At 67.0% G+C, this 16,066-nt stretch carries 13 protein-coding genes and 1 tRNA gene; 5 read left to right on the top strand and 9 right to left on the bottom strand.

Annotation, left to right across the window (positions count from 1 at the left end; all coding sequences use genetic code 11):
* Positions 1-56 precede the first annotated feature (56 nt).
* Positions 57-566 (bottom strand): lipoprotein LpqH, encoded by a 510-nt coding sequence (locus tag G6N57_RS19360; RefSeq protein WP_077741976.1) that lies wholly within the window; start codon positions 564-566, stop codon positions 57-59.
* A gap of 92 nt (positions 567-658) precedes the next feature.
* Here G6N57_RS19360 and G6N57_RS31710 point away from each other — a divergent pair, with 92 nt between their 5' ends.
* The 3 genes from G6N57_RS31710 to G6N57_RS19345 are packed head-to-tail and all read left to right on the top strand — an operon-like array spanning position 659 to position 2,754.
* Positions 659-1,021, top strand: coding sequence for a hypothetical protein (locus tag G6N57_RS31710; RefSeq protein ID WP_165777760.1), 363 nt, complete (start codon positions 659-661; stop codon positions 1,019-1,021).
* A gap of 3 nt (positions 1,022-1,024) precedes the next feature.
* Positions 1,025-2,188: a winged helix DNA-binding domain-containing protein gene (locus G6N57_RS19350; protein WP_077740996.1), complete on the top strand. Its 1,164-nt coding sequence runs from the start codon at positions 1,025-1,027 to the stop codon at positions 2,186-2,188.
* Positions 2,185-2,754: a DUF1109 domain-containing protein gene (locus G6N57_RS19345; protein ID WP_077740997.1), complete on the top strand. Its 570-nt coding sequence runs from the start codon at positions 2,185-2,187 to the stop codon at positions 2,752-2,754. Before G6N57_RS19350 ends, G6N57_RS19345 begins: the two co-directional genes overlap by 4 nt.
* A gap of 26 nt (positions 2,755-2,780) precedes the next feature.
* Here G6N57_RS19345 and G6N57_RS19340 read toward each other — a convergent pair whose 3' ends face one another.
* Both G6N57_RS19340 and uvrA read right to left on the bottom strand, forming a co-directional pair.
* Positions 2,781-4,427 (bottom strand): ATP-binding cassette domain-containing protein, encoded by a 1,647-nt coding sequence (locus G6N57_RS19340; RefSeq protein WP_077740998.1) that lies wholly within the window; start codon positions 4,425-4,427, stop codon positions 2,781-2,783.
* Positions 4,428-4,490: 63 nt separating this feature from the next.
* Positions 4,491-7,385 (bottom strand): excinuclease ABC subunit UvrA, encoded by a 2,895-nt coding sequence (gene uvrA, locus G6N57_RS19335; protein ID WP_077740999.1) that lies wholly within the window; start codon positions 7,383-7,385, stop codon positions 4,491-4,493.
* Positions 7,386-7,458: 73 nt separating this feature from the next.
* Between uvrA and G6N57_RS19330 the strand changes: the two genes are divergently transcribed.
* Entirely contained in the window at positions 7,459-8,142 is a 684-nt protein-coding gene (locus G6N57_RS19330; RefSeq protein ID WP_077741000.1) for an MBL fold metallo-hydrolase, read from the top strand.
* 22 nt (positions 8,143-8,164) lie between these two features.
* Here G6N57_RS19330 and G6N57_RS19325 read toward each other — a convergent pair whose 3' ends face one another.
* Positions 8,165-8,608, bottom strand: coding sequence for a universal stress protein (locus G6N57_RS19325; protein ID WP_065458495.1), 444 nt, complete (start codon positions 8,606-8,608; stop codon positions 8,165-8,167).
* Between the two features lie 346 nt (positions 8,609-8,954).
* Here G6N57_RS19325 and G6N57_RS19320 point away from each other — a divergent pair, with 346 nt between their 5' ends.
* Positions 8,955-10,493, top strand: a complete 1,539-nt coding sequence (locus G6N57_RS19320; protein ID WP_077741001.1) for a glycosyltransferase family 39 protein — start codon at positions 8,955-8,957, stop codon at positions 10,491-10,493.
* Position 10,494: 1 nt separating this feature from the next.
* On the opposite strand, the gene G6N57_RS19315 is transcribed toward G6N57_RS19320, so the two are convergent.
* From G6N57_RS19315 to uvrB, 5 genes are all read right to left on the bottom strand, one after another.
* Positions 10,495-11,340: an acyl-CoA thioesterase gene (locus tag G6N57_RS19315; RefSeq protein WP_097925887.1), complete on the bottom strand. Its 846-nt coding sequence runs from the start codon at positions 11,338-11,340 to the stop codon at positions 10,495-10,497.
* Positions 11,341-11,400: 60 nt separating this feature from the next.
* A tRNA-Cys gene (locus tag G6N57_RS19310) sits at positions 11,401-11,471 on the bottom strand.
* Positions 11,472-11,532: 61 nt separating this feature from the next.
* Positions 11,533-12,303, bottom strand: coding sequence for a DUF899 domain-containing protein (locus G6N57_RS19305; RefSeq protein ID WP_077741003.1), 771 nt, complete (start codon positions 12,301-12,303; stop codon positions 11,533-11,535).
* Positions 12,304-12,391: 88 nt separating this feature from the next.
* Entirely contained in the window at positions 12,392-13,810 is a 1,419-nt protein-coding gene (locus G6N57_RS19300) for an MFS transporter (protein ID WP_077741004.1), read from the bottom strand.
* Between the two features lie 45 nt (positions 13,811-13,855).
* Positions 13,856-16,015, bottom strand: coding sequence for an excinuclease ABC subunit UvrB (gene uvrB, locus G6N57_RS19295; RefSeq protein WP_077741005.1), 2,160 nt, complete (start codon positions 16,013-16,015; stop codon positions 13,856-13,858).
* Positions 16,016-16,066: the final 51 nt, after the last annotated feature.

The raw sequence follows: 16,066 nt of genomic DNA, 5'->3' as shown, positions 1-16,066 counted from the left end.
AAGCGGCGGGCGCACCCGGCAAATGGTCTGCCGGGCACGCCCGCCATGTCGGGAGATCAGCCGCAGGACACCGTGATGGTGAACGGCTTGTTGATCATCCCGGCCATCGGGTTCTTCATGTCGGCGCCCGACGCTTCACCGGTGATGGTGTAGGTGTCCCCGTCGACCTTGACCTCGGCCGACCCGACCTTCACACCCATGGCCTCGCTGACCGCCAGCGCGCTGCCGTCGTAGACCAGGCCGAGCGACTCGACCTTCGGAGTGGCCTCGTCGGTCATCACCACGCCGAGGCCCTGCTGGCCGCCGATCGCGGCGCTGCCGACGTTGATCTTGCCGCCCTGCTTGACACAGGTGACCGAGTTCAGGTCCAGGCCAGCCAGATCTGATCCGTCGACCTTCACCTGAGCATTGCTGCCCGAGCTGACCTTGGTGTCGGATGCCTTGGTGTCGGTCGCCGATGCGGCCGGCTTGTCACCGGACTTGTCGGCGGGCTTGTCGTCCGAGCAGCCCACCAGCACCACACCGGTCGCGAGCAGTCCCATGGCGCCTGCGACAACTCGATTCATGGTCATTGCGTCTTCCCCTTCGTTCCGCGTTGCCCCGATGGCTCCGTCGTGCGCTCAGTCAATGCGGGGTCAAGTGCTACCGATCCCAAGAAATGTCGGTTCCCGCAGGTAACGTGGGTTTCGTGACCAAGGACCCAGATCAGCCGGATCAGCCAGAAGAAGCCGAGGAGCCCGCTGCGATCGAGGGTGAGATCGTTCCCCAGGCTCCGGCCACCGGCCCGGCGTCCGCGCCCGTCGAGGTGCCCGACACCGGCTACACCGCCGCCGGGGTGCCGACGTTCGACGCGGTCAGGGAGAAGATCGAGACCCGGTACGGCACCGCGCTCGGCGCTGCTGAGCTGGCCGCCGAGACACCCGAGGGCCGCTCCGTCGAGGAGCAGTACGAGAAGCGCCAACAGGCAGCCGCCGAGCGCTTGCAGCAGATCCGTGAGTCCATGCACAAGGACGACACCTGATCCGTGCGCACGTTCACTATTGCCGAGCGGCGGGCCCGGCTGGCCCGGCGCCATTTCCTGAGCCAACCGGCCTCCTCCGTCTCCGGCACCACGGGCGCCTTCGTCGGCTTGCACGCCACCGACCCCTCGACGCCCTATCTGTCCCTGTTCGCCCGGCTGCCCGGCTTCACCGTCGACGACCTCGACAGCGAGCTGTACCAGCGGCGCACGCTGCTCAAACACCTCGCGATGCGCCGCACGCTGTGGATCGTCCGTACCGAGGACCTGCCGCTGGTGCAGGCCGGGGCCAGTGACCGGGTGGCAGGCAACGAGCAGCGCAAGCTCGTCGGCGATGTGGAGAAGGCCGGGGTGGCCGCCGACGGCACCCGATGGCTGGACACGGCATGTCAGGCGGTCCTGGCCCACCTGCGCGAGCACGGCCCGACCCCGGCGGCCCAGCTGCGCACCGCACTGCCCGAGCTCGCCGGCAGTTTCGACCCGGCGCCGGGAAAGCGCTGGGGCGGTGAGACCCCGCTTTCCCCAAGGGTTTTGACGGTCCTCGGGGTACGCGGGGAGATCGTTCGCGGCCCCAACGACAGCGGCTGGACCAACTCACGGCCGCGGTGGGCGGTCACCTCCGAATGGCTCGGGACATCGGTGCCGACGGCCGAGCCGGACCATGCCCGCGCCGAACTGGTGCGCAGCTGGCTACGGACATTCGGTCCGGCCACGGTCACCGACATCAAGTGGTGGTTCGGCAACACCCTGACCTGGGCCCGCCACGCCCTGCGCGATGTCGGCGCCGTCGAGGTGGACCTGGCAGGTACGCCCGGCTATGTCCTGCCCGACGACCTCGACGTCGAACCGGACGCCGAGCCGTGGGCGGCCCTGCTCCCGGGTCTGGACGTCACCACGATGGGGTGGTTCGACCGTGACTGGTATCTCGGCGATCATCGCCCGGAGGTGTTCGACACCAACGGCAACGGCGGGCCGACGGCGTGGTGGAACGGCCGGATCGTGGGCGGCTGGGGCCAGGATGCCGACGGCCGCGTCCAGCTTCATCTGCTGGAGGAGGTCGGTCGCGACGGCACCCGCGCGCTGCGGCAGCGCGCCGACGCCCTCACCGAATGGCTGGCCGGTGCCCGCGCCAATCCCAGGTTCCCGTCGCCGTTGTCCAAGCGCTCATGACGCGGCTCGCCGGTTGGGCCCTCTTGGCCCTGACCGGATGCGCTGTTCTCGGCCTGCTCTACGGAGCGAGCTTTCCCGGAGAGCCGTCGGACATCCTCTACGCCGCGGCGCTGTCCCTGACCGCGTTGTTCGTGATCTGGTGCGTCGTCGCCATGGCGTTGCGAGGCAGAGCCGGACGTCGCGAATGGGCGGTGATGCTGGCGAGCCCGGCGCTAGTGGTCGCCGGAATCGGGCTGGCTTGCACAAGCGTTCCGCTGCAACTGCATTGGCGGGCGGCGCAGCCCTCGTTCGAACGTGCACTACAGGCATTCGTCGACGACGCCGCCTTCGGGCGACAACCCCACCGCATCGCGGGCTACACCGTTGATTCGGTAGGGCACCGGACCGACAATTTCATCGACTTCGTCCGCCACGATGACATGAACGGCTTCGACGGGTTCGCCTACAGCGCCGACGGCAGTGCACCGCGTACGGTCCACCAGCCCGCGGGCGATTACGTCATCAGCTGGGCGAAACGGCTTGGCCCGCATTGGTTCGCGTTCCAGAGCTACCACACGATGCGGTGACCGATCCGGTCACCGCTGACGAAAAGCTAACCCCGCGTGCGTACCACCCGCGACTCGTCCCATACCGGGTCGGTCGATTCATAGACGAAGCCATCGGCTCCGAACACCAGGAAGCGGTCGAACGACCGGGCAAACCAACGGTCATGGGTGACCGCGACCACCGTGCCCGCATAGGCGGCAAGTCCGTCCTGTAGCGCTTCGGCGCTGGCAAGATCGAGGTTGTCTGTCGGTTCGTCGAGCAGCAGCAGTGTCGCGCCGCCAAGTTCGAGTAGCAGGATCTGCAACCGGGCCTGCTGGCCTCCAGAGAGTGTTTCGAAAGGCTGTTCCGCGCAGGCCTGCAGCTCGTAGCGAGCCAGCGCGCTCATCGCTTCGGTGCGCAGCCTGGCATGCTCGACCATCACGATTTCGCACGGTGTTCGGCCGGCGAGATCCGGGCGCGCATGGGTTTGCGCGAACAGTCCCGGCGATACCCTGGCACCGAGACGCGCGAGACCACTGTGTGCCACGGGCTCGGCGGCGACTGCCCCACGAGGCAGCTCGTCGGCCACCGCGGTCAGCATTCGCAGGAAGTGCGATTTGCCAGAACCGTTGGAACCCAGCACCGCAACGCGCTCACCGTAAAAAATCTCCAGGTCGAACGGCCGCATCAGACCGGTGAGTTCGAGGTCATTGCAGATCACCGCGCGTCGGCCGGTGCGGCCACCCCGCAACCGCATCTTGATGTCCTGATCACGCGGCGGCACCTCGGGAGGGCCCGCCTCTTCGAACTTGCGCAGCCGGGTCAACGCGGCCTGATACCGCGACGCCATACCGTCGTTGTACGCGGCCTTCTGACGCAGCTCGACGACGAGCGTCCTCAGCTTGGCGTGCTCCTCATCCCATCGCCGGCGCAGTTCTTCGAGACGTTCGTTGCGGTCCCGGCGGGCCTGCGCATAACTGGCGAAACCGCCGCCGTGGACCCAGACGTGCCGCGATTCGACCGTCACGATCCGTTCCGCGGTGCGGTTGAGCAGCTCCCGGTCATGGGTGACCATGAGGATGGTCTTGTTCGTCTCCCCCAGCCGCTGCTCCAGCCACTGCTTGCCCGGCACGTCGAGATAGTTGTCCGGCTCGTCCAGCAACAACACCTCGTCGGGTCCGCGGAGCAGCGCCTCCAGCACCAGTCGTTTCTGTTCGCCACCCGACAGTGTGTTCACCAGTCGCCAGCGACAGGATTCGTAGGGCACTCCGAGCGCGGCGATACAGCAGGCGTCCCAGAGGATTTCGGCGTCGTACCCGCCGGCGTCGCCCCAGCCGGCGAGCGCGTTGGCGTAGCGCATCTGGCTGGGTTCGTCGTCACGCTCCATCAGAACGAGCTCAGCCGCATCCACGTCGACCGCGGCGGCACGCAAGCGAGGCGGCGCAACCGACAACAGCAGTTCGTGGACCGACGTGGAATCGCGGATACCTCCGATGAATTGGCGCATGACTCCCAGCCCGCCGCTGTGCGCCACCGTGCCCTGCTGGGGTACCAGATCGCTGGAGATCAGCCGCAGCAGTGTGGTTTTACCAGCACCGTTCGGACCGACAAGGGCCGCTGTCGTGCCGTCGGCGATCCGGAACGAGACATCGTCGAGCAGCTGCCGACCATCCGGCAGCGTATGGCTGATGTGTGCGACCTCAACGTGGCCCATACGAGCCAGTCTCCAAAACCGCACAGCCCCGGTGCAACCGGATTATCGGCCGCACCGGGTCGATCAGGCGCTGACCTTGCGGCGCTTGGGTTTCGGCGCGGGCGCCTCGACCAGCTCGGCGAGGAACTGGCCGGTGTAGCTGTCCGGGTTGGCTGCCACATCCTCAGGAGTGCCCTGAGCGACGACCGTGCCGCCCCCTGCGCCGCCCTCGGGACCCATGTCCACGATCCAGTCCGAAGTCTTGATCACGTCGAGGTTGTGCTCGATGACGATCACCGTATTGCCTTTGTCCACAAGGCCGTTGATCACCTTCAGCAGCTTGCGGATGTCCTCGAAATGCAGGCCCGTGGTGGGCTCGTCGAGGATGTAGACGGTGCGTCCGGTGGACCGCTTCTGCAGTTCGGCGGCCAGCTTGACGCGTTGCGCCTCACCGCCGGACAGTGTCGGCGCCGGCTGGCCCAGCCGGACATAGCCCAGACCGACATCCACGAGTGTCTTGAGATAGCGGTGGATCGAGCTGATCGGCTCGAAGAACTCGGCGGCCTCCTCGATCGACAGATCCAGCACCTCGGCGATGGTCTTGCCCTTGTAGTGCACCTCGAGGGTTTCCCGGTTGTACCGGGCACCCTGGCACACCTCACACGGCACATAGACGTCGGGCAGGAAGTTCATCTCGATCTTGATGGTGCCGTCACCGGAGCAGGCCTCGCACCGGCCGCCCTTGACGTTGAACGAGAACCGGCCCGGCTGATAGCCGCGGACCTTGGCCTCGGTGGTGGCGGCGAACAGGGACCGGATCTTGTCGAACACCCCGGTATAGGTGGCCGGGTTGGACCGCGGTGTGCGGCCGATCGGTGACTGGTCGACCCGCACCAGTTTGTCCAGCTGGTCGAGCCCGTTGACGCGGGTGTGCCTGCCGGGCACCTGCCGGGCACCGTTGAGCTTGTTGGCCATCACCGAAGCCAGGATGTCGTTGACCAGCGTCGACTTGCCCGAGCCGGACACCCCGGTGACCGATGTGAGCACGCCGAGCGGGAACGCGACGTCGATCTCCTTGAGATTGTTCTCCCGCGCTCCGACCACAGTGACCTGCCGACGCTTGTCGGTGGGCCGCCGGATGGCCGGTACCTCGATGCTCTCCTTGCCGGAAAGGTAAGCGCCGGTGATGGATTCGGGGTTGGTCAGCAGATCCTGATAGGTGCCGCTGTGCACGATCCGGCCACCGTGCTCACCGGCCGCCGGGCCGATGTCGACGACCCAGTCGGCGTGGGCGATGGTGTCCAGGTCGTGTTCGACGACGATCAGCGTGTTGCCGAGGTCGCGCAACCGCACGAGCGTGTCGATCAGCCTGCGGTTGTCGCGCTGATGCAGGCCGATGGACGGCTCGTCGAGAACGTAGAGCACCCCGACCAGTCCGGAGCCGATCTGCGTGGCCAACCGGATGCGTTGTGCCTCACCGCCGGACAGCGTCGCGGCTGCCCGCGACAGCGACAGGTAGTCCAGCCCGACGTCGAGCAGGAACCCGAGGCGCGACTGGATCTCCTTGAGCACCTGCCCGGCGATGGCCTGCTCGCGCGGCCCCAACGTCAGTGCGTTCAAGAACTCGGCACAGTCGGCGATGGACAGCTCGGCCACCTGGGCGATGGACTTCGCGCCGAACTCGCCCGCGGCCATCGTCACCGCCAGGATCTCTGGCTTGAGCCGGGTCCCGTGGCACTCCGGACACGGGATGTCGCGCATGAAGCCCTCGTAGCGTTCCTTCATCTGCTCGGAGTCGGTCTGCTCCATCCGGCGCTGCAGGAATGCCATCACGCCTTCGAAATCGGCGTAGTAGGACCGGGTGCGGCCGTACCGGTTCTTGTACCGGACATGGACCTGGTGATCGGAGCCTTCCAGGATCGCCTTGCGCGCCTTGGCGGGAAGCTTCTTCCACGGGGTGTCGATGTCGAAACCGAGTTGATCCCCCAGCCCGGACAGCATCCGGGTGAAGTACTCGGCGCTCTGCCCGACGGCCCACGGCGCGATGGCGCCCCCGGCCAGGGTCAGGTCCGGGTCGGGCACGACCAGTTCCGGGTCGACCTCTTTGCGGATGCCCAGGCCCGTGCACTCCGGGCAGGCGCCATAGGGCGAGTTGAACGAGAACGACCGGGGTTCAAGATCATCCACGGCCAGCGGGTGGCCGTTGGGGCAGGCCAGCTTCTCGGAGAAACGCTGCTCACGGTGCGGATGGTCGTCCTCGCGGTCGACGAACTCCAGCACCACGATGCCGTCGGCCAGGTTGAGCGCGGTCTCCACCGAATCGGTGAGCCGCTGCTTGGAGCTGGCCTTGACCGTGAGGCGGTCGACGACCACCTCGATATCGTGCTTTTCCTGCTTCTTGAGCTTCGGCGGGTCGGTCAGGGAGTGCACCACGCCGTCCACCCGGACGCGGCTGTAGCCCTGGGTGTTGAGCTTCTCGAACAGGTCGACGAACTCGCCCTTGCGGGTGCGGACCACCGGAGCCAGGACCTGGAAGCGCAGGCCCTCGTCCATGGCCAGCACCTGGTCCACGATCTGCTGCGGGGTCTGGCGGGCGATGCGCTCTCCACACACCGGGCAGTGCGGGGTGCCCGCGCGGGCGTACAGCAGGCGCAGGTAGTCGTACACCTCGGTGATGGTGCCCACGGTCGACCGCGGGTTGCGGTTGGTCGACTTCTGGTCGATGGACACCGCAGGCGACAGGCCCTCGATGAAGTCGACGTCGGGTTTGTCCATCTGTCCCAGGAACTGCCGGGCGTACGCCGACAACGACTCGACGTAGCGGCGCTGCCCCTCGGCGAAGATGGTGTCGAAGGCCAGCGAGGATTTGCCGGACCCGGACAGGCCGGTGAACACGATCAGCGCATCACGCGGCAGATCGAGGTCGACACCTCGCAGATTGTGCTCACGCGCACCCTTCACGATCAGGCGGTCAGCCACGCGTTTCCTTTCCCACGACAGACTTCACGCCCATGCTATGTGCGACCACCGACAAGCCCGATACGGTGGCGCTATGACCAGCCCCCACATCGCGGTTGACGACACGTACACCGGTCACCAGGAACCCGGGACCGCTGCCAGGCGCACCCTCCCGAACGCCTCGATCATCAAGGTGTCGGTCGGACCCATGGACAACAACGCCTACCTGGTGACCTGCAATTCCACCGGTGAGACGCTGCTCATCGACGCCGCGAACGACGCCGAGGTGCTCCTGGACGTGATCAAACAGCAGACGCCCAAGCTGTCCCTGATCGTCACCAGCCATCAGCACTTCGACCACTGGCAGGCGCTCGAAGCTGTGGCAGAGGTCACCGGGGCACCGACAGCCGCCCACTCCCTGGACGCGGAGCCCTTGCCCGTCACCCCCGACCGCATCCTGGCCGACGGCGACACGATCACGATCGGCGACCTGACGTTCGACGTGATCCATCTCCAGGGCCACACCGAGGGATCGGTGGCGCTGGCGCTCACGTCACCCGACGGCGTCACGCACCTGTTCACCGGCGACTGCCTGTTCCCCGGCGGCGTCGGCAAGACCTGGCAGCCCGGAGACTTCGAGCGACTCCTTGGCGATGTGAGCACCAAGGTGTTCGACGTCTATGACGACAGCACGGTGGTGTACCCCGGCCACGGAGACGACACCACGCTCGGCACCGAACGTCCCCACCTCGGGGAGTGGCGCGAGCGCGGTTGGTAGTCGGTCAGCCCGTACGGGCGGCTCAGCTGGTGTGGACGATGAGCACGTCGGTCTTGGACCGGCGTGCCACGTTCGCGGGCACCGAGCCCAGCAGCCGACCGGCGATGGTGCTCAGGCCGACGTTGCCGACCACCAGCAGATCCGCCGAGACATCCTCGGCCAGCTCGACGAGCGCATCGACGGGGGCGCCGACGACCGGCCGCTCCTCGATGTCGGTGGCGCCGGCGGCCTTCGCCCGGTCGGTCGCCTCGCGGAGGATGGCGTAGATCGGCGCATTGCCGGCCATCTTGTAGCCCTCGTCCTTGAGCACGTCGGCGGCACGCTGGTCTTCGCTCTGGGGGAAGTACGCGGTTGCCACGATCAGCTTGGCATTCGAGCCGGCGGCAATCTGACCGGCGCGGTCGACTGCACGCAACGACGAATCAGATCCGTCCGTGCCGACCACCACGGTTCGATACGCGCTCATCAATACCCTCCCACTGTCAGTTGCAACGCCACCCGAGACAGTAACCCGTCACCGCTGACCAGGGGTGCGAATCACGACACCCACACGGACAACCGGCAACTGGACCCCATTATCAGGTCCCGAACGGCGATTCGGCACTGATGTTAACCCTCGGAACCGCAAAATCGGTGCTGACCGTGACGCAGTCGACGCCGACCGAATCAGGGTTGCCGTCAGGACGATTCGCCGCCCGTAGTGATCCAGCTCATCTACCTGCGAAGGTCGGCAATCACGCTGTCGGAGAGAGCGAGTCGGGTGCCTCAGGTTAACCTTTGCCATCGGTTGAGGGGGTGACACCGTCGCTGACGTGGATCTATCGCTGAATGACCGTGCCGATGGCACGGACCGCGGGGTCGGTCGAGAAGTCCGATTCGACGCTCTGGCGGTGGCCGCATTCGCCGTTGTGCTGTGCGCTTTGGGGGCCGCCCGGCCTTCGCTGTGGTTCGACGAGGCCGCCACCATATCGGCGGCTACCCGCTCGGTTTCCCAGCTGTGGGAGCTGATCGGCCACATCGACGCGGTACACGGCCTCTATTACCTCGGCATGCACGGCTGGTTCACCATATTCCCGGCAACCGAGTTCTGGTCCCGCCTCTCCAGCTGCCTTGCGGTCGGTGGCGCCGCGGCAGGAGTGGCAGTGCTCGGCCGGCAGTTCTGCAATCGGACGGTGTCGGTCTGTGCCGCAGTCCTTTTCGCGATGCTCCCAAGGATCACCTGGGCCGGCATCGAGGCCCGCTCCTATTCGTGGTCGACGCTGGCGGCGGTGTGGCTGACGGTTCTACTCGTCTCGGCGATCCGGCGCGACCGCGCCGCGCGGTGGGCGTCATACGGTGCGCTGCTGGTGTTTTCGACGGTCCTGAACATCTTCGTGGTGCTGATGGTGATTCCCCACGCGGTAGCCGTAGTCCTGCTCAGCGACCGTCGTCGCATCCGGAGCACGTGGGCTGCGGTCACCGCCGCAGCCGTGGCGGTGGTGATCCCGTTCGGGTTGTGGTGCCGTTCGCAGAGCTTTCAGGTCGGCTGGATCTCACCGCCGGGCCTGCACACGGTCACCGAAGTCGCGTTGGAGCAGTACTTCGACCACAGCGTGGCCTTCGCGCTACTGGCAGCCGCGACACTGAGCGCACCGCTGCTGGTCCGGCGGCTGCGGCCCACCGATGGGAGCACGCGGCGACTGGTGGTCGTGGCCGCGGTGTGGGTGGTGGCACCGACTGCGGTGCTGGTGGCGTATTCGGCAGTCGCCCAACCGCTTTACTACCCGCGTTACCTCTCCTTCACCACGCCTGCGATGGCGCTGCTGCTCGCCGTGTGTGTGGTGGCTCTGGCCCGCAGCCGTGAATGGATCACCGCGGCGCTGGCGGTGTTCGCGTTGGCCGCGACACCGAACTACATCACCGTGCAACGCGGTCCATATGCCAAGGAGGGCATGGATTTCAGCCAGGTGGCCGACGTCATCACGGCGCACTCCTCCCCCGGCGACTGCGTGATCTTCGACAACACCACCGCGTGGAAGCCGGGACCCATCCGGCCCATCACCGCCGCCCGACCAGCCGCGTATGCCCACCTCGTCGACCCCGGCCGCGGCGCCCGGGCCTGGCAACGAAACCGGTTGTGGGATGCGCACCTCGGGATCTGGGGTGTCGCCGATGAGGTGCGCCGATGCACGGTGCTGTGGACCGTGTCCGAACGTGACCCCGCGGTGCCGAGTCGCCAGAGCGGACAAGGCCTACCGCCCGGACCCCGGCTGGACCGCGCTCCCGCCTATCAGGTACCCGAAGGCATGGGCTTCCACATCGTCGAACGCTGGCAGTTCAACTTCGCCCAGGTGGTGAAGTCCACCCGGTGAGTCAGCCGCGGCGGCGGCCGAAGTACATCTCCTGGGTCGTCGAGCACACGAGCTGCCCCGCCCGGTTGTAGATGGTGGCGTTGGCCAGTCCGCGCCCGTTGATGCCGCTGGGTGAAACCTGGTCGGACAACACCCAATCCGTCAGATCGGCGGGACGGTGGAACCAGATCGCGAGGTCGATCAACGCCGAGAATGTGGTCACATGGGTGCCGCGCCGCATCGAGAGGGTGGAATCCAGCAATGCGGTGCCCGAAAAGTACGTCAGCAGACAGCTGTTGACGATGGGATCGTCGGTGACGGGTTCGGCGGGGCGCCACCACATCCGGGTGTGCTCGGGCGGTTCGGGCAGATCGATGGCCAGTCGGGGCGGCGGGTCGATGTAACGCCGCTCGATCCACTGCGGGCGCACCCAGAACCCGCCGGCCTCGTCGGCGAACGCCTGCAGCTGCTCCCCGACCGGCGGCAGGGTCTCCGGATCGGGTACCTCCGGCCGGGCCTGCTGGTAATCCGCGGCGTCCATCGGAACGCTGAACGAGACGAGCGCTTCCAGCAACACCTCGTCGCCTTGGCGGCCGATGACCCGGCGCGTGGACAGTGAGCCACCGTCGCGCAGGTTGCTCACCTCCATCTGCACCGGATACCGGGCATCGCCCGCCCGGAGCAGATAAGCGTGCAAGCTGTGCGGCAACCGGCCCGGGACGGTGCGGCTGGCGGCCATCAGGGCCTGGGCGGCGATGTGGCCGCCCACGATGTGATGGCTGGGGTTGTCCCGCTGCTCGGCGACGAACATGCCGTCACCCGACTCCGTCAGGTCGAGCGTGGACAGGACGTCGGCAAGGGGCAGCATGGGCACCGCAGCATTATTCGATGAAGCCCCCGCCCATCAGTGGGCGGGGGCTCTCATTCGAGCGAGTGACGGGATTCGAACCCGTGTAAACGGCTTTGCAGGCCGGTTCCTAGCCACTCAGACACACCCGCATCGGTTGACCACTGTGCCAGCCGCGCAGGTGTGCGCCCATAGTTTCGATCGCAATGATCACTAACTGTCGTCGGCCTCCCCGACCGGCCTGCCGACCACTGGCCCGCCCTGTGGCCACCCGGCCGGCGAGTCCTCCCACGGTTCCTGGCGCCCGTACGGGGTGAGGTCGAGGAATGGATAGCCCACCGCGGTGTGGTCGAGGCCGCGCGCGAAGGCCGAATAGGTGTGGAAGACCTCGTCGCCGCGGCGCAGGAAGACGCTGGCTCCGGGCCAGTCGCCGCGGAGGTCGTCGTCACTGAAACCGTCGGCGCGGAGCTCATCGGCGGACTTGTAGTTGTATTCGATCGGTGCACGGGCTGGGTCGAGTGTCACGTGGTAGTCGTAGGTGAAGTCACCGTCGCGCGACGAGTACCACGGGAACGTCCAACCGTGCGCGTCCCGGTAGGCCGCGATGCTGGCATAGGGCGCCCGGGATACACAGGCGAACGTGACGTCCTTGCCGTGCAACAGCTCTCGATCCCGTTCGGTGAAGGTCAGATCGGCCGCCGCCGTGCAGCTCGGGCAGCCCTGGTCGATCGCGTCGATCCACATGAAGTGGTGGATGTAGAGCTGGCTGCGGCCCTCGAACAGGTCGACCAGCCGCACTTCGCCGTTCGGCCCCTCGAAGGTGTAGTCCTTCTCCACCTTCACCATCGGCAGCCGGCGTCGTTGGGCGTTGACCTCGTCGCGGAGGTGGGTGACCTCGCGTTCGGCGGCCAGCAGTTTCTTGCGCGCCTCGAGCCACTCGTCCCGGGTCGCGACATCTGGGTAGGCATTGAGCGTCAGCGGCATCGAATCACTCCTTGTATCGGTCTTATACGAGTGAGACTCACGCCGCCGCTGAAACTCATCGCGCACGAGTGTGCGCAAAGTGTTGGTGTTACGCGGCGTGTTGGGGAGCAGACACGCACGCTCGCGGTGCAGACCGGAAGGAGGCCACCGCGCCGAGCGCGGCGAGCACCGCGAACACGGCGAACAGCCAACGGGCTGCAGCCGCATCGCCGGTATCGCGCAGGTTGACGACGACACCGGCCAGACCCGCTCCGAACGCGCCGCAGATCAATTGCACGGTGTTGATGGCCGCCGCCGCAGCCGGCCCCTCGTCCGGGTCGTCGACGCTGCTCATCGCCCATGCGGACAGGTGCGGCCAGGCGATGCCGATCCCGGCGCCGGTGACCGCGAGCGCCACCGCCCACATCGCCACCTGCCACGGCGCCATCCCGTCCCGGATCAACACCGCCCCGAACGCCAGCCCGGCCGCCATCACGACCGGCGCGAGCGCCACCGTGCGCACGATCACCCGCCGGTTCTGCAGGGAGGCGCTGACGATCTCACCGGCGGTCCAGCCGACCGACAACACCGCCGCGAAGAACCCCGCCATCACCGGTGTCAGGTGTGCCAGCCGTTGACCGAACAGTGGCACGTACATGTCGACCATCGTCGCGGCCATCAGCACGCCCAGGCTCAGGTAGATCCACTTGAGCGGACCCGCTCCGAAAGTACTGGGCGGCAATACCGATGCCCCGGCGCGACGGTCGATGAACACGAATCCGGCCACGAGCACCACTCCGACACCCAGCAGTGCAGCGGTGGCCCGCCAATCGTGCGGTATGCCGGCCACGCTGACCGCCATGGCCGCCGTGCCCAGCACCGCCAGTGACCGCACCGGAATGCCCGGGGCCGGAGCCGATGTCGCGCCGTTGCGGCCGGGCAGTGCCACCGGAACCAGCGCGGCCATCGCGCCCGTCAGCACCACCAGCACGCCGAAGGCCCACCGCCAGTGCCCGAACTGGGCGAACATCCCGCCCGACGCCGGGCCGATCACCGTGCCGACCCCCCACATAGCCGACACCAGCGCAGAAGCCTTGGTCCACAACGTATTCGGAAGCGCAGTGTTGATCACGGCGTATCCCAGGCCCGCCAGCAGCCCACCGGCGAAACCCTGCACGGTGCGCCCGGCGAGCAGGACCTCCATACTCGGTGCCAGTGCGCAACCAAGGCTTCCCGCGCCGAAGACCGTGAGCCCCAACAGGTACGCCTGTCGCGGCCCCAATCGCATGAGCATCGAGTGGACTGTGGTGGCCGCGATCACCGAGGCGACCAGGTACACCGTCGTCACCCACGCGTAGAACCGCTGGCCACCGATGTCGGCCACCGCACTGGGAAGCAGGCTGATGGTGAGGAACTCGTTGGTGGCGTACAGCAGCACGCCGCCAGCCAGCACGGTGGAGGCGCCCAGGTGTCGGCCACCCAGCAATTGCCGCCAGGTCCCGGTATCGGGCGTCACGGTATCGGTCACGTCGACGACGCTAGAAGCTGAACCGCTGTTGAGGTCAACACCGGCTTACTTCAGGCCGGCCGCGTCCATCCCCCGCAACTCCTTCTTCAGATCCTGGATCTCGTCGCGGATGCGCGCCGCCAGCTCGAACTGCAGATCGCGCGCCGCGGCCATCATCTGCTCGGTCAGATCCTTGATGAGATCCGCCAATTCGGCACGCGGCATGTTCGAGGTGTCGCGACCCTCGACGATGCCGGCGCTGACCGCCCGCCCGGGCTCCCCCTGAGCGCGCCTGCCGCGCGAGGCGTTGCGCCCCGACCCGCCGACCTCAACCGATTCGGTGTCGTCGGCCTCGCGGTACACCTGGTCGAGAATGTCGGCGATCTTCTTGCGCAGCGGCTGCGGGTCGATGCCGTTGGCCTCGTTGTAGGCGATCTGCTTGGCCCGGCGACGTTCGGTCTCGTCGATGGCCTCACGCATCGAGTCGGTGATCTTGTCGGCGTACATGTGCACTTCGCCGGAGACGTTGCGGGCCGCGCGGCCGATGGTCTGGATCAGGCTGCGCGTCGAGCGCAGGAAGCCCTCCTTGTCGGCGTCGAGGATCGCGACCAGCGATACCTCGGGGAGGTCCAGGCCCTCACGCAGCAGGTTGATACCGACCAGCACGTCGTATTCGCCGAGGCGCAGCTGCCGCAGCAGTTCGACCCGTCGCAGCGTGTCGACCTCCGAATGCAGGTACCGCACCTTGATGCCGAGTTCGAGCAGGTAGTCGGTGAGGTCCTCGGCCATCTTCTTGGTCAGCGTCGTCACCAGCACGCGCTCGTCGCGCTCGGTCCGGGTACGGATCTCACCGATCAGATCGTCGATCTGGCCCTTCGTCGGCTTCACCACAACCTTCGGGTCGACCAGACCCGTCGGGCGGATGACCTGTTCGACGAAATCGCCACCGGCCTGGCTGATCTCGTAGGCGCCCGGGGTTGCCGACAGGTACACCGTCTGCCCGATCCGGTCGGCGAATTCCTCCCAGGTCAGCGGCCGGTTGTCGACGGCCGACGGCAGCCGGAAGCCGAAATCCACCAGGTTGCGCTTGCGGGACATGTCGCCCTCGTACATGCCGCCGATCTGGGGCACCGTGACGTGCGATTCGTCGATGACCAGCAGGAAATCCTCGGGGAAGTAATCCAGCAGCGTCGCAGGCGCCGAACCGGCCGGCCGGCCGTCGATGTGGCGCGAGTAATTCTCGATGCCCGAGCAGAACCCGACCTGCTTCATCATCTCGACGTCGTAGTTGGTGCGCATCCGCAGCCGCTGGGCCTCCAGCAGTTTGCCCTGCCCCTCGAGCTCGGCGAGGCGCGCCTCGAGCTCGGCCTCGATGGTCGAGATCGCGTGCGCCATCCGCTCCGGCCCCGCCACATAGTGGGTGGCCGGGAAGATGCGCAGCGAGTCGACCTGACGGACGATGTCGCCGGTCAGCGGGTGCAGGTAATACAGCGCCTCGATCTCGTCGCCGAAGAACTCGATGCGGACCGCGAGCTCCTCGTAGGACGGGATGATCTCGACGGTGTCCCCGCGCACCCGGAACGTGCCGCGGGTGAACGCCATGTCGTTGCGGTTGTACTGCACGTCCACCAACAGCCGCAGCAGCCCGTCGCGTGGCACCTCCTGGCCGACCTCCAGCTCCACCGAGCGGTCGAGGTAGGACTGCGGGGTGCCGAGGCCGTAGATGCACGACACGGAGGCCACCACGACCACGTCGCGCCGGGACAGCAGGCTCGAGGTCGCCGAGTGCCGCAACCGCTCGACATCGTCGTTGATCGAGCTGTCCTTCTCGATGTACGTATCGGTCTGGGCGATGTACGCCTCGGGCTGGTAGTAGTCGTAGTACGAGACGAAGTACTCAACGGCGTTGTGCGGCAACATCTCCCGCAACTCGTTGGCCAGCTGGGCGGCCAGCGTCTTGTTCGGCGCCATCACCAGGGTGGGCCGCTGCAGCCGCTCGATCAGCCACGCGGTGGTGGCCGACTTGCCGGTACCGGTGGCGCCGAGCAGGACCACGTCGCGCTCGCCGGCCTTGATCCGGCGCTCCAGCTCGTCGATGGCGGCCGGCTGGTCACCGGCCGGGTCGTACTCACTGACCACCTCGAACCGGGCGCCGGTGCGGACGATATCGTCGACAGCCCGGTACTCCGAATGCGCGAGCACAGGATGTTCGGTCGCGAAGGCCATGCTCACCAGCCTAGAACTGCGCACCGACAACTTCCGCCCGCGTTCGCTGCA

Source organism: Mycolicibacterium boenickei, assembly GCF_010731295.1.
Lineage (GTDB): Bacteria > Actinomycetota > Actinomycetes > Mycobacteriales > Mycobacteriaceae > Mycobacterium > Mycobacterium boenickei.
The sequence above is the reverse complement of the archived record's forward strand: the minus strand, read 5'-3'. Positions and strand labels throughout refer to the sequence as shown.